Consider the following 22,455-nt stretch of genomic DNA (forward strand, 5'->3'; position numbering starts at 1 on the left):
TTTCTTCACGTAAAAGGTAGTAAGAAAAAACATATCAAACCGTTGTCATTCGCAGGTTTCACACGCTTGTTTCTTTGTGATATTCTGCCGTTTGAGTGGAGAATTTGTTTGAAAGAAATACTGGCATTCCATCGGCAAATAAGTCAAATAGATACTGTATAATTTTGGTTAATCAACACGTGTGTACACATAAAAAGCCTTCGCTGGGGTGCGAAGGCTTTAACGGTTCCCTAATGCAAGATACATAAAAGATTTCTCCTAAATTAACTTTTGCGAAATAGCAATCATAATCTTCATTTCTTCTTCAGATAAAGTAGAAAATCGTTCTTTCAAATACAACTTGTTCTGTTTTTCCATCTCAGCTACTAACTCTTTTCCTTTATCAATAATCTCCAAATACACAACGCGGCGATCTGATGTACTACGCGAACGCGTTACAAGTCCTTTTTTTATTAGTTTTTCTGCAACAGCCGTAATATGACTATTCGATACATTCAATTCATTCGCAACACGGGAAACCATTTCCTTTTGGTTTCGATTTAAAATACGTAACACGAGAAATTCATTCCACGGAATATAATCCTCAAAAATTTTGTTCATATCATTACGGATTGTACGAAACATAGCAAAAAAATTTGTCGACAAATTCTCGATGAGCAACTCGCGATTGTTAACCATTATATACAGCACCCCTATGTACTTAATATAGTTAAATAAAAATATTATGAACTATATTAACGTACTTTTTTCATTTTGTCATCCATTTTATTTGGAAATTCATGTATCTTTTCTTTCTTGTATGGAAATAGATGATAAAAGTTGCTTTTATCAAATGCTGTACACTTGATCAGCGCGAAAACAGGGTGCCTAGAAGCACCCTGTTTTCATTTTCTTCCCCCTAATTAAACAGTGTATCCTTAATATAAAGTTTCGACATTGAAGGATGTCCCCATCAATTATAGTTTCACTACCTATACTTCATTTCCCTAAAAAATGTTACAATAAACAAAAAGTTATTTTTTTCCAAAATAAGTGAGGGGGGTTAGTATGAAGGAACAAGACGAGGCGTTTTCAGATTTAAATAGAAAAGAAAAAACACTTGTAATTAGTAGTATTTCGCTACTCATTTTTCTCGCATTGGCTTTTATATTTTTTGTTTATGTTGGTGTATTTCATCTTACTGGGGTCGAATATACATCTCGAACAGCTCTTCTTCTCTTTTTTATATTAAGCCTTGCTTTAGACATATTTAGTAGCTTTGGAATTGGTTTGTGTAAAATATTTTTTAGCGCTCCATTAAACCAAATGCCTAAATGGCTCTCATTTCTCCTTCTTGCTATTTTACAAATTTCCTTTGATTGGATTACAATTCATATTACAGACGAATGGATTGATGGGGTTACCATCTCCAATATAGGTGAATTGTTGATTGTTCTAACCTTTTTCACAATTGATAAACTATGGATTACCGATAAGAAAAATAAGTAATATTACAAGCTTTCCGCAAAAAAACTTGATACAATATGAGAAAATATAGAAAGGAGTGTCATGTATGACATTACAACAATGGTTTGAAAAAGGCATGTCCTTTGATACATATGTAAATAATATGACAGTAAACCAATACGAATTGCTACACGTTTACAATAACTTCTTAATTCCAAATGAACTTCTTCCAATTTTAGAAACACGCCAAAATGACAACTTAAAGGTTATCGTTTTAAGCGCAGATTGGTGCGGTGATGCCCTTCTTTGCGTACCAATTATGAAACGCATTTGCGAAGTTGCTGGCATCGAGATGAGCTTACTTATTCGCGATGATAATTTAGAGTTGATGGATCAATATTTAACAAATGGTACAGCACGCGCAATTCCAATTTTTATTTTTATCGATCAAGATGGGAAAGAAAAGGCAGTATGGGGGCCTCGAGCACCAAAAGTACAAGAGTTGGTTACCTCTATGCGTGCAACACTTCCTAATAAGGAAGATCCAGGGTTCGAAGAAAAACAGCAAAACATGTATGCAGAATTCCGTAAAACGTTAGCTTCTGACACTGCAATTTGGGAGCACGTCATGGGAAATATAATAGAAAAAATAGCAAAATAAAAAACTGCCCAATGGCAGTTTTTTCATTATAAAACAAAGAAATAAAACACCGCAGCAAGAATGAAACGGTAATATGCAAATGGTGTTAATTTCACACGAGATAATAATTTTAAGAATGAAACAATCGCTAACATCGCAACGACGAATGCAGTAATAAATCCGCTCGCAAATAATGGAAGATCTGCTGCACTTAATTCATTCCAACTCTTAATTAAGTCAAGGCCTGTTGCTGCAACCATCATTGGTACTGCAAGAATAAATGTATATTCAGCAGCCGCTGTATGAGATACACGAGCTAATAACCCACCACTAATCGTAGATCCAGAACGTGAAAATCCTGGCCATAGTGCTAAACATTGAAACATTCCAATTGTGAATGCTTGTTTATAGGTAATCTCGTCCAATGTTTTTGCTGTGCTTGGTTTTGAAAACTTTTCAGCAATAATCATTAAAATACCACCAGCAACTAGACTAATAACAACCGGGCCTGTCCCGAATAAAATCTCCTTGATTTTGCTATGAAATAAAAAACCAAGTAAACCAGCTGGAATCATTCCGATAATAATATGTAATAAGTTTAAAGATGGCCCTTGCTTTACTCGTCCAATTCCAACTAATGACCATAATCGTTTCCAAAATACAACAACAACTGCTAAAATGGATCCTAATTGCACAACAACTTCAAAGGTTTTTGCCTTATCTCCTTCAAACCCAATTAAATGCCCTGTTAAAATCATATGTCCTGTTGATGATACAGGTAAAAACTCCGTCAATCCTTCAACAGCACCCATGATTAATCCAATTAACCAATCAGCCACACCCGTGCCTCCTTAATACCTTCTAATGCTTTATTCATACTTTATCATAATACCTCATCTTTACAAAACACGCATCGTTTTTTTCAAATTCATTCTAAATACATGGATACGTATTACTTTTCTAAATCCTTATTCAATAGTATGATTGAAGCGGTTTGTTTGTATATTAGAAAGGAGTAAATATGAAAGAATCTTCATCAATTTCACAAAAAATAAAACAATTTGTCTTATTATTTTTCCCTATATTTGTTACACAAATATCATTATTTTCCATGAGCTTTTTCGATACTACGATGTCAGGCCATGCAAGCGCTACGGATTTAGCTGGCGTTGCAATTGGAACAAGTATATGGATTCCAATTAGTACAGGATTAACAGGTATTTTAATGGCAACCACTCCGATTGTCGCTCATCTTATCGGTTCCAAACAAAAAGAAAAGGTCTCTCACATTGTGACACAAGCTGTATATTTAGCGATTTTTGTCAGCTTTATCGTTATACTAATTGGTTTTTTTGCAGTTTCACCTATTTTAAACGCCATGCATTTAGAGCAACGAGTAGCTCAAATTGCTAGTCAATTTTTAAGCATTATCGCATTTGGTATCATTCCACTGTTTGTTTATACAGTTCTCCGCGGTTTTATTGATGCCTTAGGAAAAACACGGACTACAATGATTATCACTTTACTATCTTTACCGATTAATATTGTGTTGAACTATGTACTCATTTTTGGTCATTTCGGTTTCCCTAAACTCGGAGGAGTCGGAGCTGCGATTGCCTCAACAATCACATACTGGTGTATTTTGCTAATCACAATTATCATTATTCGTACAAAAGAACCGTTCTCCCCATATGGTATCTTTCGATGTCTATATCATCCCTCTCTACCCAGCTGGAAGGAATTATTAAAACTCGGGATACCTATTGGATTTGCAATCTTTTTTGAAACAAGCATTTTTGCTGCTGTTACGTTATTAATGAGTAATTATAATACAACAACCATCGCTGCTCACCAGTCTGCAATAAACTTCGCGTCTCTTTTATATATGACACCACTTAGCTTATCTATGGCAATGACAATTTCTGTCGGATTCGAAGTCGGTGCATCCAGGTATAAAGATGCTAAGCACTATAGCTTTATAGGGATTGGCTTGGCATTAGCGTTTGCATGTGTTTATTCGCTCTTACTATTTGTATTTGATGAAAATATCGCTTCTATTTATACAAATGATCCTGTTGTACACGACTTAACGAAACAATTTCTAGTATTTGCGATTTTGTTCCAATTTTCCGACGCAGTTGCTACACCAGTACAAGGGGCACTTCGCGGTTATAAAGATGTAAATGTCGCTCTTATTATGACGCTCATCGCCTATTGGGTCATAGGTCTGCCGCTTGGTTATATCCTTGCAACCTATACACCTTTAGCTGCAAAAGGATATTGGATTGGACTTATTTTAGGATTGGCTTTCGGAGCAATCTTTTTACTTGCTCGTCTATTACAAGTACAGAAAAAATATATTGTAGTCAAAAGCCGCTAAATAGCGGCTTTTGAACATCTGAAAGATACAAAAAGGGCAACTCTCTATTTTTTGCATCTGTTTATTTTTCTAATAGGTAACTACTCAGCTATACCTTTTAGAAATTTAGATTCTAGTGAAGATGTGTCTCTCTATTACTTATAAATTCACTTTTGGGCACATAGACTGCTGTCATGCAAACAGGGCGGGAGCCTGTACGTATTTTCTATTTTCAAACTTTGCACGTAGCAGAAATAGGCCCTGACCGCTCCTGTGCATCGCCAGTCCCTCTCGCCCATTTAAAAAGATACTTTTCTGCCTTTTTTTCATACAGTAACTGAGTAGTTACTCTAATACATTAATTAATATCTGTAATATTACAAAAAAAGAATAGGATTCCTTATAAAAGAGAGCTATAATAGATTTTGATATTTCTAGAAAGGAGATTAATTGAATATGAGGAAAATTTTGATTGCACTACTACTCTGCTTTTCTTCTATGCTTCCTATTAAAGCAGTCAACGCAGAGACAAATCAGCCAGATCATTTGATAACTGTCAATGTTGCGACTAATAAGATGGCATATTATGAAAAGGGTAAGCTTATTAAAGAGTTTACAGTTGCTACTGGCAAAAGCAGTACAAAAACACCATTAGGAACGTACAAGATTGTTAACAAAATTAAGAATCGTCCATATTACAAAAGACACATTCCTGGCGGTGATCCACGTAACCCATTAGGAGATCGTTGGCTCGGTCTTGATGTAAATGGAACGAAAGGAACAACATATGCAATCCATGGAACCAATAATGTAAATGCGATTGGAAAATGGACTACACTTGGTTGTATTCGCATGTATAATGAAGATGTACATTGGTTATTTGATCGCGTTCCTGTCAATACAACTGTAACTATCACAAACAAATAAGCAATAACATATAAAGTAATTACTGTTTCATATGAATATATAGTTACATAATGCTTTTTTTTTGAGGAAAAATGTTCTTTTTTAAGAACATTTTTCCTCATTTAGAAACTATATTAAGAACTTATTATAATAAGATATTTAAATATTAATTCTCTTTTCCAATATTTTTATTTATACTTTTGATTCAAGCCTCCCCAAGTGTATATTTCTTCCTTATAGCGCGTAACCTATCCATACAGTGAAAGGAGTTGCAACTATGGACGAAACAGAAGAACAACAATCTTATCAAGAAGAGTTCGCACCGGAAATTTCACCTAGTTCATCCCCCCTCTCGCTTTTCGAATATGACGTTTTTAGTAGGAATTGTCGTATTTGCAGCTGTATTATTATTGCTAATTACCTTCGTATATTTTAAATAAAAGACAGGAGGAGTAATATGGATAACAACCGAGCAAGTACAAGCAAACGAGTTGTAAAAACACAAAAAGGCTACGCCGGAGATTCTTTGGACAAACACCGTGCTATCGAAAATGCGAATCTTGTTTTGGCTAAAAAGGAGATTGGGCAACAAAACGAGAATTTATAAGGCGAAAGCGAGTTCAAGTCATGTTGTATTCTACATAACAGAAACTTGCATGTCGAAAAACCAAAATGGATTTATATAGAATAACAAAAGAAGTCCCTAATTTAGGGATTTTCTTTTGTATGATTAATGAACGAAAGAGGCGAAAAAAATGATAAACTATACGCACTACATTCAAAAAACACTCCCGGATTTACCTATCCATTCTTTTCATAAAGATGAAAGCGGCTGGGATAATGTTGCGATTATCGTAAATGATGAATGGTTATTTCGATTTCCTAGAAAAATTGAATATGCCAAAAAAATTCCTCGTGAAAAACAATTGTACGAAGTTCTATTTCCTATACTGCAAACTGAGTTTATAGAAATACCGAACTATCATATTTTATATGATAACGAAGCGGATTCTATTCCTGTTTGTAGTTACTATAAAATGATTCACGGTGAACCATTCAAATCATCTTACTTACATAATCTTTCAATCAATGAAAAAGCACACATTGCCGCGCAACTAGCATCATTTCTTGCTGCTTTGCATACAGTCCCTACTACACTTGCAAAAGAATGGGGCTTTCAAGTTGAACAAACTATTAAACATTGGAAGGAATTATATATAAAACTAAAAGGTTATCTGTTTACCACACTTACAATAGAAGAAACTAATCGATTGAATACACTATTTCAAACATTTTTAGAACAACTATATACAAGTACTTCCTTACAAACCGTTATTCATGCCGACTTAACACATAACCATATTCTATTTCATCCTCATACAAAAAAACTTGCCGGTATCATTGATATAGGAGACGCACAAATTGGTGATCCTGCATTTGATTTTGCTGGATTATATGCCGATTATGGACATGATTTTACATTAGAAGTTTACAACAACTATATTTCTTTAACAAAGAGCAAGGATAAAACCTTTTTCGAGCGAATTACCTCCTTTTATCAATACAGCCCTATACTCCATGATCTCGTATACGGTTTCGAAGCAAATAATGAAAAAATAATTGAAACAAATAAACAAAGATTATTACATATTTTAAACAAATAAAAAGGTGCTTCTTTGCACCTTTTTTCCTGCTCGCGCTCACCATTAAGAAAGGTGATGTACAAACTCTGTACCAAAATGAAGACATGCATCAACATCTTCATTTTCTGGCGTTAATTCCACTTTTAATCCGCCGAGTACGACTTTAGCTCCGCAGTCTTGTAATTTTTCAATTAAAATGTCAACAGCAGCTCCGTATTTCGGATATGCAGAATCCCCTGAACCAAACACTGCTGCTATTTTCCCTGTTAAATCCACTTTATCCATTTCATCATAGAAATCTAAGAAATCATCCGGTAAATCGCCGTCTCCCCATGTGTATGCACCTAGTACAATTCCATCATACTCTTCTAGAATAGACGCTTTTGGTGACGACATAATATCAATGACTTCAATTTCTTTTCCTGCCTCACGAATCGCCCCGGCAATATGATCTGCCATCTCCTCTGTATTTCCACTCATACTTGCAAAAATCATTACTAACTTACTCATTCAACTCTCTCCCTTTATTATGTATCTCATTCTATTTATTTTTTGCACTCTTTTACAATCATCAAACGATAATGATAACCATTATCAAATACAACAATACTAGATTAATTGATAACAATTATCAAAGTCAATGACCATTTTTGAAAAATTGATGAAAAGATACAAGCTTGTCCGGAAGACATTCATATACTATAAATGAGCATAGTTCTTTCTTAACCCTCTCTAACGGAAAGAAATAGAAGCAACTGCGAATATCGCAGTTGCCTTTTTTTATTCTGAAATATACAGTGAAACTTACACTTATTCTTTCAATAGTTCCATTGCCGTTTGTAAAAATAATTGTGCACCGCGAATTAAAGCTGTTTCGTCTACATCAAATTTGGGATGATGATGTGGATAGCGTGTTTCTTTATTTTCATTCCCTGTTCCTAGCTTTATAAAACAACCTGGGGCCTTTTGTAAATATGCAGAAAAATCCTCTCCCCCCATAGAAGGTGGCAGCGTGGTAATACTTTCTTTTCCAAACAATGTGATTGCACTATTTTCTACTATTTTTGTCACATACGAATCATTTATAACTGGATTATATCCATACCGATACGTATATGCGTACGCTGCATCATGCGCTGCTGTAGTTCCTTTTACAATTTGTTCAATAATCCCTTCAGATTCCTGTCTTAATCTGTTCTCAAAGCAACGCACCGTTCCTATAATCGTTGCTGTCTCAGGAATAATATTATCGGTTGTTCCAGCATGAAATTGTGTAACCGAGACCACCCGTTGTTCAAATGCATCAGTCCGCCTTGAAACAAGATGCTGTAAATTTGTAATAATTTGTGCACCAATTACAATTGGGTCCACCGTTTGCTTCGGATGTGCAGCATGTCCTCCTTTTCCTTTAATATCAATAGTAAATACATCAGGTGCTGCCATCATCGATCCATAAGTAATTCCTATTTGCCCACTATCTAGTCCTGACATGACATGTAAACCGATCACATAATCTACACCATCCATAACGCCTGCCTTGACCATCTCTTGCCCTCCACCAGGGTATTGTTCTTCAGCGTGTTGAAACAAAAGGCGAATTTCCCCTCCCCAGTCATTATCATATTTTGCTAAAGCTTCTGCCGCGCCTAATAAAATTGCCGTATGTGCATCATGACCACAAGCATGCATAATTCCTGGTACAATTGATGCATATGGTTTCATTGTTTGCTCTTGAATTGGAAGTGCATCTATATCTGCGCGGATTGCAATGGTTTTACCTGAACCTTTTCCTTTTCGCGTTGCCATTACACTGCATGCTGTTGGTCTTGTTAGATCAAAATAAGATAACGAATCCAATGTGTCATATACAAACTGTGATGTATGTCTTTCCTGAAATGACAATTCAGGGTGCTGATGCAAATAGCGTCGCCAATTTCGAATATTGTCTTCAGAAAGGTAACGTAACCAATCTACTTGAGATGTTTTCATCCGCTTCAACTCCCTATTCTATTTTTAACAATCTTATTCCACCATGAATGACCGTATTCCCTTGTTTAATGAGAGTTTATGTACTATCTTAGTTAGAAGTAGCATATTCTTGTCCTTTCCTTTGCAAAGGAATTACAATTCTATCTGGAATGTAATATAATTGTTAAGTTAGGGATTTTCTTTTTTAACATTTAGTGCTACTATCAGAAAAGAGCCTTTCCGTCTTACATTTACCTAAAATGTGGAATTTTCGTGTTTTTCAAAGTGATGTAGGATATGATACTTACATACGAATACTATTTCATAGAGGGGGACAGACATGAAAATATTAAAAGAAATATGGTCTCAACCACTCACGCAATGGATTGCAAAAACTTGTTACTACCTTGCGATTTTATTTGCTTTACTATGGTTGTATGGATTCCAAGATACAAATACAAGTACATTTATTTACAATGAATTTTAGGGTGGGAGCGTTATGAAGTTATTAGAACAGATTGAAAAATGGGCGCTTGAAACGCCTGACCAAACTGCTTTTGTTTGGCGAGATGCGAAAATTACGTACAAACAATTAAAAGAAGACTCTGATGCATTAGCACATTGGATTTCTTCTCAATATGAAGATGACCGTTCACCAATTATGGTATACGGACATATGCAACCAGAAATGATTGTCTGTTTCCTAGGATGTGTCAAAGCTGGTCATGCATATATTCCAGTAGACGTCTCAATTCCAGCTGATCGTGTACTACGCATTGCGGAAAGTTCTGGTGCAAAGCTACTTTTATCTCCAACTGATGTTACAGTGGCTGATTTACCAGTTGATATTATTGATGGAATCCAATTACAAGATATTCTTCTCACTCATAAAGGAAATGTCCCAAATCCTGAACATGCAGTAAATGACGAAGACAACTTCTACATCATTTACACATCAGGTAGTACGGGAAATCCAAAAGGTGTACAAATTACGTATAACTGCCTTGTAAGCTTTACAAAATGGACGGTTGAAGACTTCAACTTACAAACAGGACAAGTTTTCTTGAACCAAGCACCTTTCTCATTTGACCTATCTGTTATGGACATTTATCCATCATTAGTAACCGGTGGTACACTATGGGCAATTGATAAAGATATGATTGCACGTCCAAAAGATTTATTTGCTTCTTTAGAACAATCAGATACACAAGTTTGGACATCTACACCGTCCTTTGCAGAAATGTGTTTAATGGAACCGTCTTTCTCAGAAGGTATGCTTCCAAATATGAAAACATTCTTATTCTGCGGTGAAGTATTATCTAATGATGTTGCAAAAAAACTATTAGAACGTTTCCCAAAAGCTACGATTATGAATACATATGGACCAACAGAAGCAACTGTTGCAGTGACTGGTATTCATGTAACAAATGAAGTAGTGGAGAAATATAAATCTCTTCCAGTCGGTTACTGTAAATCAGATTGCCGCATCATTATTATGAAAGAAGATGGTACAATCGCAGCTGATGGTGAGAAGGGTGAAATTATCATTGTTGGTCCAAGTGTAAGTGTTGGATACTTAGGAAGCCCTGAATTAACAGAAAAAGCATTCACTGTTATTAACGAAGAACGCGCTTATAAAACAGGTGACGCTGGCTATTTAGAAAATGGACTTCTTTTCTATAACGGTCGTCTTGATTTCCAAATTAAACTACACGGTTATCGTATGGAGTTAGAAGAAATTGAACATCACCTTCGTTCTTGTTCATATGTAGAATCGGCTGTTGTACTTCCAATTAAAAAAGGTGAAAAATATGACTACTTATTAGCGGTTGTTGTTCCGGGTGAACATACTTTTGAAAAAGAATTCAAATTAACATCTGCGATTAAGAAAGAACTCAATGAACGATTACCGAATTACATGATTCCACGAAAGTTCATGTATCAATCTTCTATTCCAATGACACCAAATGGAAAAGTAGATCGTAAAAAATTATTGAGTGAGGTTACAGCATGACCCCATATGCATCATTTTATTTTTTCGCTATTGTAGGCATTTTGCTTATTCCTACCATTATTGCTGGGTTACGAGGGAAAATGCTGCGTAAATATAATGCGGTTGTAACACTTATTATGTTGGCTGTTATCTTTTCAGATAAACCAATACAAGCTGTTGCACTAGCAATATTTGCAATTTGGCAATTTATTTTGATTAAAGGTTATTTAGCATTAAGGCAGCGTGATAACAAAACTAGTATCTTTTGCACTGCTGTTGTTTTATCAATTTTACCGCTTATTTTAGTAAAAATTATACCTGCTGTACCAGCTTTAAAATCACTCGTACTTTTTGATATACCTGTTAGCAATTTGATTGTATTTCTTGGTGTACCAAATGGAACATTTACTGTTAGCAATTTGGTTGTATTTCTTGGTGTATCATATGTAACATTTAGAGCTGTACAAATGATATTTGAAATTCGTGATGGTCTGATTAAAGAAATATCACTATTTAAGTTTTGGGAGTTTCTTTTATTCTTCCCAGCGATTTCAACAGGTCCGATCGATCGTTATCGTCGTTTCCAAAAAGATGTAGAGAAACCACCATCAGCAGATGAGTATAAAGCATTGCTTTATACAGGAATCAATCGTATTTTCCAAGGTTTTCTTTACAAATTTATTATCGCTTATTTAATAAACAAATACCTTTTAGATACACCACTAACGAAACAATTTACATTTTCATCAGTTATGACTGAGATGTATGCATATAGTTTCTACTTATTCTTCGACTTCGCGGGATACAGTGCATTTGTAATTGGTGTGAGTTACTTAATGGGGATTAAAACACCTGAAAACTTTAATAAACCATTTATAAGTCGTAACATTAAAGATTTTTGGAACCGTTGGCACATGAGTTTATCATTCTGGTTCCGAGACTTTATCTATATGCGCTTTGTCTTTTTTGCGACAAAGAAAAAACTAATTAAAAACCGCTATACAATTTCTTATATCGGTGCTTTTTTAAACTTTTTCATTATGGGAGTTTGGCACGGACTAACGTGGTATTATATTGTCTATGGCCTATATCATGCAATTTTGTTTATTTCATTTGATATATTTGAACGAAAAAACAAAAAGCATAAATTTTGGCCTAACAATAAGTTCACACACGTCCTGGCGATTATTATTACATTCCATTTCGTTTGTTTTGGTCTTCTGATCTTCTCAGGTCACCTGAACAGATTCTTTAGTTAAACACCTTAGTGTAAAGACTAAGAAAATACAAATTATGATTATAAAGGAGAATTAACAATGGCTGAATTTAAAGATCAAGTATTAGATATTTTAGAGGAAGTTTGTGAAAACGACATCGTAAAGGAAAATACAGATGTACAATTATTTGAAGAAGGAATTCTTGATTCTTTCGGTACAGTATCCTTATTAGTAGAATTCCAAGAACGTTTAGGCATTGAAGTGTCTATTTCTGACTTTGACCGTGACGAGTGGGCAACACCAAACATGATTATTAAGAAACTGGAAGATATGCGATGAAACAACCAACGTTTGGCCCGATGCTTCTAGCATTTGCTCTTTTTTGCGTGGTGTTATTTATTCCATCACGCTTCCTTTTACCACTTATCGGGGAGCAAAAGGTCGACGATGCCGCAACATCTTTAAAGAAAGAAATGTTTCAAGGCATTGCAATGCAACAAAAGATGCTAGAAGATCCAAAATTCCTTCCGATGTATGGTTCATCGGAATTTTCTCGATTGGATGTGTACCATCCATCTAACTACTTTAAAGTAAAAAATCAAGAATTTACACCGTTTCTTATCGGTCGCGGTGGAACACAAAGTCTTACCCATGTATTAAGTTTAGCTTCCTCGATGGATCAGTTAGAAAATCGCAAAATCGTCTTTGTCCTTTCGCCACAATGGTTCGTAAAGGAAGGTTTAGATGAAGTGCATTTTGCGCCAAACTTTTCGTCTCAACAAGCGTATCATCTTATCTTTAACAATGACTTAAAGCCTGAGATGAAAAAGCAAATTGCTAAGCGCTTATTAAAATATGAAATTGTTCAAAAAGACACACTCCTAAAAACTTCTTTAGAAGGAATTGTGTATGATGATACAAAACATAATGTGAAAGCAGCGGCGACAAAACCATTTGCATACGTATATCGTAATATTTTAGACCGCAAAGATTTAGTTGCATCAATATTCGATATTAAACCGCGAAAAACACATATAGATCCTGAATTAAAATCGCTTGCTTGGGAAGAAATTCGTAAGCGCGCAGAAAAAACTGGTGAAATAGAATCTAAAACAAATCCGTTTGGCATTGAAGATCCGTACTATAACAAAGGAATTAAGAAAAAATTAGAACGTCTAAAAGGCTACCGATCAAATGAATCATTCAATGAATCACCAGAGTATGACGATTTCCAATTAGTCTTAGACATTTTAAAACAGTCGCATGCAAAACCTTTGTTTATTTCTGTTCCTGTTAATGGTCCATGGTACGATTATGCTGGATTCCCGAAAGAACGCCGTGATGTATACTATAAAAAAATTAATGAACAAATTACCAAAGCTGGATTCCCAGTTACAGACTTTTCGAGCCATGAATATGATAAGTATTTCTTAAAAGATACGATGCATTTAGGTTGGAAAGGCTGGGTATATGTCGACGAGGCACTTCAACAGTTTTATAAAAGTAACTAAGAAGAACGCTTGAATATTTCAAGCGTTCTCTTTTTTACTTATAAACCGTACTTTGTAATCTAGTTAGTGTTTCCTTTGCCTCTTTCATCACTCTCATGATAGTTTGCTGGGCCCCTTCTATTTGTGCTAAAGACGAAGCCTGCCCTGCCCAAAGTGACATATACTCACGATTATTCTGTTTCACCGCTGCTTTGCGAATATCTGTTGTTAATGCATTTTGAATTGGATATGCAGGAAATTTCTCTTCTTTATTTTTTAATTGTTCGATAAAGTCATTTTGAATTCCTCTTGCATATTTACCTGAAAATGCACGTGTCATTGTCGTACTTTGGTCTGCACTCTTTATAATTGCCTCTTTGTGTGCCTTATGAGCTGCACTTTCATAACAAGTTAAAAATGCTGTGCCCATTTGTACTCCTTCGGCACCGAGTGCATAAGCTGCCACTACTCCCCGTCCATCCATGATTCCACCTGCTGCAACAATTGGAATATGAGGAATAGCATCAACAAGCTGTGGAATCAGTGCAGTTGTTCCAATCATAGAATCTTGTTCTTTCCCTAGAAATGTCCCGCGATGTCCTCCTGCCTCACTACCTTGTCCTACAATAATATCTACGCCTAAATGGGCTAATACTTTCCCTTCTGCCATATTTGTTGCCGTACCAATTATTTTTATCCCATGTCTTTTTAACAGCTCTATTTCTTCCTGTTTTGGTGTATCAAAAGTAAAACTAAAAACAGGTACATTCTCCTCGATAAGAACTTTCAGCTGTTCTGTATAGTTCTCTGGTAACTGTACCGTTTGCTTTACGATCTCCAATTGCAATTGTTCACAAATAGGTTGTAATAAATGTTGTGCTTCCTCTACTTGCTTTTCATTTATTTGTACGTCTTTTGTAATGAACAAGTTCACTGCAAACGGTTTATCTGTCAACTGGCGAATAGCACGTACCGCAAGGCGAACTTCTTCAGAACTCATATATCCTGCACCTAATGTTCCTAATCCTCCACTATTAGACACAGCAGCTACTAACTCTGGTGTTACAACTGTTCCTGCCATACCGGCTTGAATAATTGGATATGTAATTTGCAGCTTCTCACATACTCGACTATAAAACATTTTTTCTCCCCTTTCTCTTATATTTTCTTGCCCACCAAAACCATTTCCTTCTTTCCTCAATTATTGAAGACCCATTACATGAATATAGTGTAAGAAAGGAGGGAATTTGATGCAGTACCCAGAACCGTTACAATACGGAGATACCGTTATGATCATTGCTCCAGCAGGTCCACCATCTATCGAGAACATTCTTCAAGCAAAACGAAAATTCGAAGAGATGGGCTTATTCGTTATCATTGGAAAGAGTGTACAAGAAAAACGGGGCTATTTAGCTGGAGATGATACCGTCCGTCTTCATGACTTACACCATGCCTTTACAAATCCATATGTAAAAGGAATTTTTTGCGCTAGAGGGGGATATGGGGCTGGTCGCCTTCTACCTTCTATTAACTATGAACTCATTCGAGATAACCCAAAAATTTTCTGGGGTTATAGTGATATTACAGCCTTACACATCGCTTTTGGACAATTTGCAAGGCTCGTCACTTTTCATGGTCCTATGATGGAGGAAGTTGGCAAAGGGCTCGATACTCTTTCTTTTTCCTCTTTCAAACAACTATTTCGTCCGCACTCTATCATTCTAGAAGGAGCAGCGTTTCTTCACTCTTTCAATTGTTGTATCACCGCTCCTCTTGTCGGAGGAAACTTAAGCGTAATTACAAGTACACTTGGTACACCGTACGAAATTGATACAACAGATAAATTATTATTATTAGAAGAAATCAGCGAAGAGCCTTATCGTGTTGATCGTATGTTAAATCAATTACGCTTAGGAAAGAAGTTAGAACAGTGTGCTGGCGTTATTTTTACAAGTTGTCACAAGTGTACATCTTCAAAACCGGCTTTACCTATTTCCGAAATTCTATATGATTATATTCTCTCTTACAATATTCCCCTTTTGTATAACTTACCGATTGGTCATATAAGGCCAAATATAGGCGTTCCTCTAGGTGTCCCTTCTACAATAAACGGGAAACTAAGAACACTCTCTATCTCTTCTGGTATAAAGTGAAACTTTAATCAGTGGGGGGGTTTCTTCATCCTCCACTTCTCTTCTTCGTTTTCTCTCAATCTTATAGGAAAAAGGAGAAGCTTGTCTTGCTTCTCCTTTTTCCATTCATTAATTCTTGTTGTTGTTATTGTTGTTATTCTTATAATTCCACATGTTCCAACCATAACAGCAGCTATTCTTATTGTTATTCTTGTTATTGTTGTTATTGTTATTGTTGTTATTATTGTTATTGTTATTGTTATTGTTGTTGTTCCACATGTTCCAACCATAACAGCAGCTATTCTTGTTGTTGTTGTTGTCGTTAGCCATATATCCCCATCCTCTCTTGGTCAAGCTACTAATACTATATGTCCCCTTGAAAGAATGGTAACGGCAATTTATTGATAATAGTTAAAAATTCTTCCCGAAGCAATATCAGCAATTTCTGGAGGTGTAAATGTTTTATCAAGATCTGTGCCAATATTTAAGACCGCTGTCGCTTCCACATCAATGCTTTCAAATAACTCTTTTCCACGAATCGAAATAACAGGTGCATCCTCAGGCAATGCAGCTTGTAAAAATTCAAGTTGCGTAAAAAATGGTAAAATCCATCTTCCGTCTCCCTGAAAATAGCGTAAATGCACTATTCCTTGTGAATCTCCTTCTTCTATATCAACTGTTCCTGCAACATAAACGTGTGTTGTTAATAACGTTTCATAAAATTCTTTTTGTTTTTGTTTGTCTTCATCAGCTAATACTAATAATGTCTCTATTTTTTTTACTGGAATATGTGCCATACGCCGCCACCCTGCTTTCAAAATTATTGTAATGTAATTATACAAAATATTCTCATTTTTTTCTATAAAATTATTTTTTACTATAACATCAACAGTAATGAAAACTAAGTTACTTCTTCGTTCTCTTTCCTCTAACAATGTTAATTCTAACTGATATGGAACATATCTTCTCTAAATGAAATAAGCTCTCCATACTTCAGGAGAGCCTTTCTCTTTCATCTGCTTTTTTTATCACAACTGTATCATTCACTAGTTCCACTTTTACATAATCACGTTCTTCTAAACCTAAATGATTGACCGCTTCATCTGGTAATTCAACAGCCATGTAGCGCTCTGTGAAGACAACTTGACTATATGTAGCTTGCTCTGCAATCAAATCAGCTTGTTTTACTTCTTGAATACTTCGCAATGATGGCAGTCCAACTTCTTTTACAGTGCGCCAATTTCGACGGATAAAGGGAATAAGCCATAATAAGCTAATAATAATAACAACAAGGCCGATCCATAAATTACTCTGCGCTTGCAGCTCAGCAATTTTTACCGGTTCCTGTGCGCTGCTATTACTAAATTGAATAATGGTAACAACAGTATTGTTTAATGCATGCACAATTATATTTGTCCATAAGCTTTTCGTTTTAATGTATAACAGACACATCACAACACCGAATAAAAAAGCACCAATCACATCTATGTGCCCAAATCCAAAAATCAGTGAAGAAATGATAATGGCCCGTTTCATCCCCCACTTATACGCCATTCGGTTTAAGAAAAAGCCCCGAAAAATCACTTCTTCCATAATTGGAGCAAATATGCAAGCTGAAATGACACTAAAAATCGTTGTAAAAGTAGTGCTCATATCAATCACATTTCCATCACTTAATAAATCAACTAGAAAATCAGGAATCAGCTGAGCTAGTATGTAAAATTGAATAAAAGAAATACCAAATGAAAAAATCATTCCCATAGCCGTCGCAATTAAAATAAGTCGCCATGGAATAGATGATGGTTTATCAAAAAAACTTGTAAATACTGCGTTATTTTTTTGCATCTTATAAAATAACCACAGTAATGGAAAAGCAAAGAAGACTAGGGTACCTGAGACAAATTCGAATAAATTATCTTCAGCACCTGTTAGATCTAGTGAAAGATATACAATGAATGAACCTAAAATCATCCATCCAAAAAAACTGCGAAGTCGAATACGCGAAAATGCAAGATTAATAGAAAACACCTCCAACATGATATATATATACAGCTTGAAAAACCAACATAAACCACTTTTTTAGATGTGAGAGAGCGTCTAGCCATACTTAGAGCGGTCAGGGCCCTTTTCTGCCACGGACAATGTGAAAATAAAGGAAGCAAACAAAAAGTGAATATATCTATATTATAGTATCAATACGCTGCAATTTCTTCCTTTTTTACAAACTTATCCCTGCATCATCCTACAACTCTTCAAAATAAATCCCCGCTTTAGCGAGGATTTATTTTTATAACACATCACGTTTTTGGAACAATGCACTGGAAGCAACGAGTAAAATAACAAAATGAGCTAACACAAATAACAAAGAAGTTGTAAAGCTAAACTCTGTAAATATTGGTTTTGCTCCTTGACTTAATAACTCATTACTATCATACATATTTAAATTCAAGTGAAACAATACAATGTATTTTGCTATACCTTGAGCAAATTGAAATACTAGCATTTTTAACATTCCCTCTATGAAGAAGAAAAATAGGGTAATTACTAATGGTAAAACTGATTTTCTAAAAATATTCGCTAGCAAAAATGCAACTGTTGGATAAAAGACTATCGGTAAAATATTATATGCAAAACGTTTTAATAAAATTGCAAAAGTTACCGCTCCAGTGTCACTGCCAAATGCGATGAGACCAATTAACATGGCTGTAAATAAAGAAACAATACATACCAATAATATAGCTAAGAGAACAGTAATATACTTTGAAAATAAGATCGTAACTCGTTTTCTTGGACGAATTAACAATTGTTTAATTGTCCCTTTTTGAAATTCCTCTGTAATTGTGCGGGATGCTAACGTAACTCCAAAGATTGTTGCAAACGTAACAATCATGCCAATATTTTGCTCTGCAAACATCATAAACCCTTCGATTTTCAATTCAGGTGGAGCCCATTTTTTAATAATAACTGCTGCTGCAATTTCTAATACTGCTAGCACTACTAATAAAATATACATACTCTTTTTCGCATGCAACTTTAAAAATTCATTTTGAATTAACTTTATCATTATGCTTTCACTCCCCCTGTAACTGCTAAGAATTCATCTTCTAATGATTTATTTTGAACGGTTACACCGTACACAAGAACATCAGCATTCACTAAATTTTTCACAATTTGCGGAATTTCCTCTTTCATGACAGATACAATAATTTTGTTTTCTTGTATGGTTCCATTAATCAGTTCATTCGCTTCCTCTACTTGATTCACTTCAAAGGCTACCATAATCTTGTCATCACTTTTTATCTGTCCACGTAAATTATACTCTTGCACAAATTTTCCCTTCTTAATAATAACAACACGATCACACATCAGCTCTATCTCACTTAATAAGTGACTTGATACAATGACTGCAATGTTTTCTTCTTTTGCTAAACGCTGTAAGTAATCTCGAATTTCACGAATTCCCGCTGGATCTAAACCATTTGTCGGCTCATCTAAAATTAAAATTTTCGGATTATGCAGTAATGCTTGCGCAATCCCTAAACGTTGTTTCATACCAAGAGAATATGTTTTTACCTTTTTATGAATTGCATGTTCTAGTTCAACAAGCTTTACAATTTCAGCAATTCGTTCTTTACCAATTGGTGTAACAGCCATATTGGCAAAATGTTTTAAATTTTGCATTCCCGTCATATATTCATATAGTTCCGGGTTCTCTACAATCGCTCCAATATACTCTAGCGCTTTTTCACGTTCAGTACGCATACTATGACCACAAATTGTAATATCACCTTCTGTTACTGAAATCAGCCCTGTCATCATCCGAATTGTCGTCGTCTTTCCACTTCCATTTGGTCCAAGGAAGCCGTACACTTCCCCTTCCTGTACTTCAAACGAAAGACCACGAATAATTTCAGCACTGCCTATTTTTTTATGAACATTTTCTAATTTCACTACTACATTTCCCAATGCCTATTCCTCCTTTAAATTTCTAACTTTTTGTCGATGATGTAGGATGTTATGAATATGAAGAGAACGGTCGATAACAAGGTAAAGCATATATACGAAATACTTGCCCCTTCATTCACATAAAATGATGTTTCGAAAAAACCATTTTTATCTATAAATTTAATATTTTTAGTAAAAAATACATATCTATTTACTTTTTCTAAGAGAGTAGTTATAAAAAATTGAATTCCAGCTAGAAGCAAAAAGAAGAATATAAATAATACCTTACTTAATAACGAATTCACATTAAAAAGTTTTATAACTGCAATTATGATATATATAGAAGCTAAACAACTCGTTAAATCTATAATCCATAAAAAGATAGAAAAGAAATGATGAAACAATCCAAATTTATAAAAGTATTGCAGCGCTTGCTGAATCTCTCCATTTTTGTTTTTCCCGTAAATATCTAAAGAAAAAAAGTGAACAAATCCTAAAGCTATTAATGACAGTAGAACAATCATTATTGTAAAAAACAATAGGTTGGCACATATATATTTTTTAGCAGGAATAGCTGTATATCGAATCATAGAATTTTTTAACATTCTTCGAAAAGATAAGGCGGCTATCAAACTAATAGAAAATACTGTTATACTAAATAATAATATAAACAAAACTAATATTACGTTTTGTTTTGTTGGAGTCATGTGCTTAGAAGAACCCATAAAATTAAATAATAGAATAAGCGAAAGCGTAATAAATCCTACGTAAATAATCCATATTTTCTTTTTATTACAGTTATATAAATAGTGAAGAAGTTGATTCATTGCCCAAAAACCTCCTTGAACAACTCATGTACTGCTTTTCCTCTTTGAAAACGAAGATCTTCTACATTTTCATGTAACACAATTTCTCCATCTTTTAAAAAGATCACTTCATCAAACAAGTTTTCAATTTCACTAATTAAATGAGTCGAAATTAAAATTGTACAGTCTTCGCGATAAAATTGGAGAATTAACTCTAGTACATGCTCCCGTGAGACAAGATCGATTCCGCCAAGCGGTTCATCTAATACATAAAGTTTTGCATGCCTTGAAAAGGTTAAAATCAGCTGTAATTTTTCTACCATTCCCTTTGATAAAGCATGAATTTGTTCTTCTAATGGAATTTTCAACTTTGCAATTGTATCCACCGCTTTTTGAATATCGAAATCTTCGTAAAAATCGCGATAAAAAAACAAAGCATCTTTTACAGTCATCCACTCTTCAAATATCGGACGGTCGGACATGAATGAAATGATTTTTTTCGTTTCTCGACTTACTTTCTTATCAGCAATGAAAATATCTCCTTGAGACGGATGTTGTAAACCTACAATCATTTTCAGCAGCGTCGTTTTTCCGCTACCATTATCCCCAACAAGACCAATAATTTTCCCTTCTGTTATTGTGATGTTTACATCTCTAATAACAGCTTTTAAATCGTAACGTTTCCATAGATTCTCTATTTTTACTAATTCTCGCAACTGTTCTCCCCCTTTTTCTCTTCTAATGAAGAATGAAGAATGGACAACATTTCCTCTTCTGAAAACCCTAAGTTGTTCATTCCATTTATAAAGGCATGAAGCAACTCTTTCGCCATATCTTTTCGCAGCTCCATAATTTTCTCTCCTTCAGTTGCTACATATCTTCCCATTCCTCTACGTGTCTCAACGATACCCTCGCGTTCTAACTCCTGAAATGTACGTTGAATTGTATTCGGGTTCACTTGTAACTCACCCGCTAATTCACGTACAGAGGGAATTTTACTACCAGGCAATAAATGACCTGTTACAATTTCCTTTTTTATAAATTCCATCACCTGAATGTAAATTGGAATGTTGGGAGAAAATTCAATTTCCATTTCTTCCTCCTATTGTTTTAGTGTACTAACTAAATAGTACACTATGATACAAAAAATGTAAACTTTTTCTCACAAAAAAGAGCGCCCTATACATATAGAGCACTCTTTTTATTAAAAGTTAAATACAAAATCATCATCTGATAATTTTTCAACATTTGTCGCTTTCACATAACCATTTCCTTTTACAGAGAAAAAGTCATGGTTTTTCGTATCTGTACGTAAACCGTTTAATACGATTGGATTAATTTCTTCTTCTTCAAAGTGCGGTTCTAATCCTAAGTTCATTAATCCTTTATTCGCATTATAACGAACGAAACGATTTACTTCTTCCACAAGACCAATCGATGTATAAATTTCATCTGTATATGCTGTTTCAATGTCATACAGCTCTAGTAACAAATCTTTCGTTTCTTTCTGTACTTCTTGTTGTTCTTCTGCAGAAAGCTCTGCAAAAACTTGTTGTGCTAAAATACCGACGAATACGCCGTGGATGGACTCGTCCTTAGTCTTCACATAGGTTCGCTATTCCTATATCGCTTTCGCAGCTTACTGTTACCAGTAAGAAGAGACCATATCACCTACCTTTACAGGTAGCCTTCCATTTCGATTTAAGGGATTTTCACCCACCGCTTGGCCCTACTCCTATTGCGGAATTTCACCGCCTACGGGATGGTCGTTGAACGTTCCTTTATCTATATATCGCACCCACCATTGTTTGTATAACTTACGATGACGGATGCGGCTGGCTGTGCCACCCGATAACCCATATTTTTTCCGTACATGTTATCGCCAGATAAAGGCTTCGCTGCTGATTATC

25 protein-coding genes and 2 pseudogenes are annotated in these 22,455 nt (G+C 35.0%); 14 read left to right on the forward strand and 13 right to left on the reverse strand.

The features are described from left to right. Positions 1 to 258: 258 nt before the first annotated feature. Positions 259 to 678 (reverse strand): MarR family winged helix-turn-helix transcriptional regulator, encoded by a 420-nt coding sequence (locus tag H280_RS0114480; RefSeq protein ID WP_020061854.1) that lies wholly within the window; start codon positions 676 to 678, stop codon positions 259 to 261. A gap of 369 nt (positions 679 to 1,047) precedes the next feature. Between H280_RS0114480 and H280_RS0114485 the strand changes: the two genes are divergently transcribed. Beyond that, complete coding sequence (locus tag H280_RS0114485) at positions 1,048 to 1,488, forward strand: regulatory YrvL family protein (RefSeq protein ID WP_020061855.1); 441 nt, start codon at positions 1,048 to 1,050, stop codon at positions 1,486 to 1,488. A gap of 64 nt (positions 1,489 to 1,552) precedes the next feature. Continuing rightward, a complete protein-coding gene (locus H280_RS0114490) occupies positions 1,553 to 2,107 on the forward strand; it encodes a thioredoxin family protein (protein WP_020061856.1) in 555 nt (184 codons plus the stop codon). Between the two features lie 26 nt (positions 2,108 to 2,133). On the opposite strand, the gene bacA is transcribed toward H280_RS0114490, so the two are convergent. Beyond that, entirely contained in the window at positions 2,134 to 2,925 is a 792-nt protein-coding gene (gene bacA / locus H280_RS0114495) for an undecaprenyl-diphosphate phosphatase (protein WP_020061857.1), read from the reverse strand. 182 nt (positions 2,926 to 3,107) lie between these two features. Between bacA and H280_RS0114500 the strand changes: the two genes are divergently transcribed. The 5 genes and pseudogenes from H280_RS0114500 (at position 3,108) to H280_RS0114515 (ending at position 7,015) form a co-directional block, all read left to right on the forward strand. Next, positions 3,108 to 4,466 (forward strand): MATE family efflux transporter, encoded by a 1,359-nt coding sequence (locus H280_RS0114500; protein WP_020061858.1) that lies wholly within the window; start codon positions 3,108 to 3,110, stop codon positions 4,464 to 4,466. A gap of 435 nt (positions 4,467 to 4,901) precedes the next feature. Further along, complete coding sequence (locus H280_RS0114505; RefSeq protein WP_020061859.1) at positions 4,902 to 5,372, forward strand: L,D-transpeptidase; 471 nt, start codon at positions 4,902 to 4,904, stop codon at positions 5,370 to 5,372. A 256-nt stretch (positions 5,373 to 5,628) separates the two neighbouring features. Continuing rightward, positions 5,629 to 5,791 (forward strand): annotated as a pseudogene (locus tag H280_RS25145) (2-isopropylmalate synthase). Positions 5,792 to 5,808: 17 nt separating this feature from the next. Then, a complete protein-coding gene (locus H280_RS26150; RefSeq protein WP_020061860.1) occupies positions 5,809 to 5,958 on the forward strand; it encodes a hypothetical protein in 150 nt (49 codons plus the stop codon). Between the two features lie 148 nt (positions 5,959 to 6,106). Continuing rightward, positions 6,107 to 7,015 carry a phosphotransferase family protein gene (locus H280_RS0114515; RefSeq protein WP_020061861.1) on the forward strand — a complete coding sequence of 303 codons (909 nt, stop codon included), beginning with the start codon at positions 6,107 to 6,109 and terminating at the stop codon, positions 7,013 to 7,015. 42 nt (positions 7,016 to 7,057) lie between these two features. Here H280_RS0114515 and H280_RS0114520 read toward each other — a convergent pair whose 3' ends face one another. Together H280_RS0114520 and H280_RS0114525 are read right to left on the reverse strand one after the other, a co-directional pair. Then, positions 7,058 to 7,504, reverse strand: a complete 447-nt coding sequence (locus tag H280_RS0114520; RefSeq protein ID WP_020061862.1) for a flavodoxin — start codon at positions 7,502 to 7,504, stop codon at positions 7,058 to 7,060. A 300-nt stretch (positions 7,505 to 7,804) separates the two neighbouring features. Further along, a complete protein-coding gene (locus H280_RS0114525; protein ID WP_020061863.1) occupies positions 7,805 to 8,983 on the reverse strand; it encodes a M20 metallopeptidase family protein in 1,179 nt (392 codons plus the stop codon). 319 nt (positions 8,984 to 9,302) lie between these two features. On the opposite strand from H280_RS0114525, the gene H280_RS0114530 reads away from it, so the two are divergent. From H280_RS0114530 to dltD, 5 genes are read left to right on the forward strand one after another with little or no spacing between them, the layout of a single operon-like run. Further along, positions 9,303 to 9,449 carry a teichoic acid D-Ala incorporation-associated protein DltX gene (locus H280_RS0114530; protein WP_020061864.1) on the forward strand — a complete coding sequence of 49 codons (147 nt, stop codon included), beginning with the start codon at positions 9,303 to 9,305 and terminating at the stop codon, positions 9,447 to 9,449. Positions 9,450 to 9,461: 12 nt separating this feature from the next. Continuing rightward, complete coding sequence (dltA, locus tag H280_RS0114535; RefSeq protein ID WP_020061865.1) at positions 9,462 to 10,976, forward strand: D-alanine--poly(phosphoribitol) ligase subunit DltA; 1,515 nt, start codon at positions 9,462 to 9,464, stop codon at positions 10,974 to 10,976. Next, entirely contained in the window at positions 10,973 to 12,214 is a 1,242-nt protein-coding gene (dltB, locus tag H280_RS0114540; RefSeq protein ID WP_020061866.1) for a D-alanyl-lipoteichoic acid biosynthesis protein DltB, read from the forward strand. The genes dltA and dltB overlap by 4 nt, the downstream gene beginning before the upstream one ends. Positions 12,215 to 12,271: 57 nt before the next feature. Continuing rightward, positions 12,272 to 12,511 carry a D-alanine--poly(phosphoribitol) ligase subunit DltC gene (gene dltC / locus H280_RS0114545; protein WP_020061867.1) on the forward strand — a complete coding sequence of 80 codons (240 nt, stop codon included), beginning with the start codon at positions 12,272 to 12,274 and terminating at the stop codon, positions 12,509 to 12,511. Next, a complete protein-coding gene (dltD, locus tag H280_RS0114550) occupies positions 12,508 to 13,683 on the forward strand; it encodes a D-alanyl-lipoteichoic acid biosynthesis protein DltD (RefSeq protein WP_020061868.1) in 1,176 nt (391 codons plus the stop codon). Before dltC ends, dltD begins: the two co-directional genes overlap by 4 nt. A gap of 34 nt (positions 13,684 to 13,717) precedes the next feature. Here the strand turns inward: dltD and H280_RS0114555 are convergent, their stop codons facing one another. Then, the gene (locus H280_RS0114555) at positions 13,718 to 14,803 is read right to left on the reverse strand and encodes an NAD(P)H-dependent flavin oxidoreductase (RefSeq protein WP_028411245.1); all 1,086 of its coding nucleotides are present in this window, start codon (positions 14,801 to 14,803) and stop codon (positions 13,718 to 13,720) included. Between the two features lie 109 nt (positions 14,804 to 14,912). Between H280_RS0114555 and H280_RS0114560 the strand changes: the two genes are divergently transcribed. Further along, positions 14,913 to 15,815, forward strand: coding sequence for a S66 peptidase family protein (locus tag H280_RS0114560; protein ID WP_020061870.1), 903 nt, complete (start codon positions 14,913 to 14,915; stop codon positions 15,813 to 15,815). An 81-nt stretch (positions 15,816 to 15,896) separates the two neighbouring features. Further along, positions 15,897 to 16,199 (forward strand): hypothetical protein, encoded by a 303-nt coding sequence (locus H280_RS25795; RefSeq protein ID WP_020061871.1) that lies wholly within the window; start codon positions 15,897 to 15,899, stop codon positions 16,197 to 16,199. Here the strand turns inward: H280_RS25795 and H280_RS0114570 are convergent. The 8 genes and pseudogenes from H280_RS0114570 to H280_RS0114605 form a co-directional block, all read right to left on the reverse strand. Continuing rightward, positions 16,193 to 16,591, reverse strand: a complete 399-nt coding sequence (locus tag H280_RS0114570; protein ID WP_020061872.1) for an SseB family protein — start codon at positions 16,589 to 16,591, stop codon at positions 16,193 to 16,195. The two genes, H280_RS25795 and H280_RS0114570, sit on opposite strands and share 7 nt — an antisense overlap. Positions 16,592 to 16,787: 196 nt before the next feature. Next, on the reverse strand, positions 16,788 to 17,813 hold the full coding sequence (locus H280_RS0114575) for a type II CAAX endopeptidase family protein (RefSeq protein ID WP_155895016.1): 1,026 nt from the start codon (positions 17,811 to 17,813) through the stop codon (positions 16,788 to 16,790). A 268-nt stretch (positions 17,814 to 18,081) separates the two neighbouring features. Next, on the reverse strand, positions 18,082 to 18,858 hold the full coding sequence (locus H280_RS0114580; RefSeq protein ID WP_020061874.1) for an ABC transporter permease: 777 nt from the start codon (positions 18,856 to 18,858) through the stop codon (positions 18,082 to 18,084). Further along, positions 18,858 to 19,760 (reverse strand): ABC transporter ATP-binding protein, encoded by a 903-nt coding sequence (locus H280_RS0114585; protein ID WP_020061875.1) that lies wholly within the window; start codon positions 19,758 to 19,760, stop codon positions 18,858 to 18,860. The genes H280_RS0114580 and H280_RS0114585 overlap by 1 nt, the downstream gene beginning before the upstream one ends. Before the next feature lie 14 nt (positions 19,761 to 19,774). Next, positions 19,775 to 20,566: a hypothetical protein gene (locus H280_RS0114590; protein ID WP_020061876.1), complete on the reverse strand. Its 792-nt coding sequence runs from the start codon at positions 20,564 to 20,566 to the stop codon at positions 19,775 to 19,777. Then, positions 20,563 to 21,261, reverse strand: a complete 699-nt coding sequence (locus tag H280_RS0114595; protein ID WP_020061877.1) for an ABC transporter ATP-binding protein — start codon at positions 21,259 to 21,261, stop codon at positions 20,563 to 20,565. Before H280_RS0114595 ends, H280_RS0114590 begins: the two co-directional genes overlap by 4 nt. Beyond that, positions 21,249 to 21,638 (reverse strand): GntR family transcriptional regulator, encoded by a 390-nt coding sequence (locus tag H280_RS0114600; RefSeq protein WP_020061878.1) that lies wholly within the window; start codon positions 21,636 to 21,638, stop codon positions 21,249 to 21,251. The genes H280_RS0114595 and H280_RS0114600 overlap by 13 nt, the downstream gene beginning before the upstream one ends. A 111-nt stretch (positions 21,639 to 21,749) precedes the next feature. Then, positions 21,750 to 22,142: pseudogene (locus tag H280_RS0114605) on the reverse strand (ribonucleotide-diphosphate reductase subunit beta); the annotation flags it as partial. Positions 22,143 to 22,455: the final 313 nt, after the last annotated feature.

It is taken from the genome of Bacillus sp. 123MFChir2 (genome assembly GCF_000383235.1).
Lineage (GTDB): Bacteria > Bacillota > Bacilli > Bacillales > Bacillaceae_G > Bacillus_A.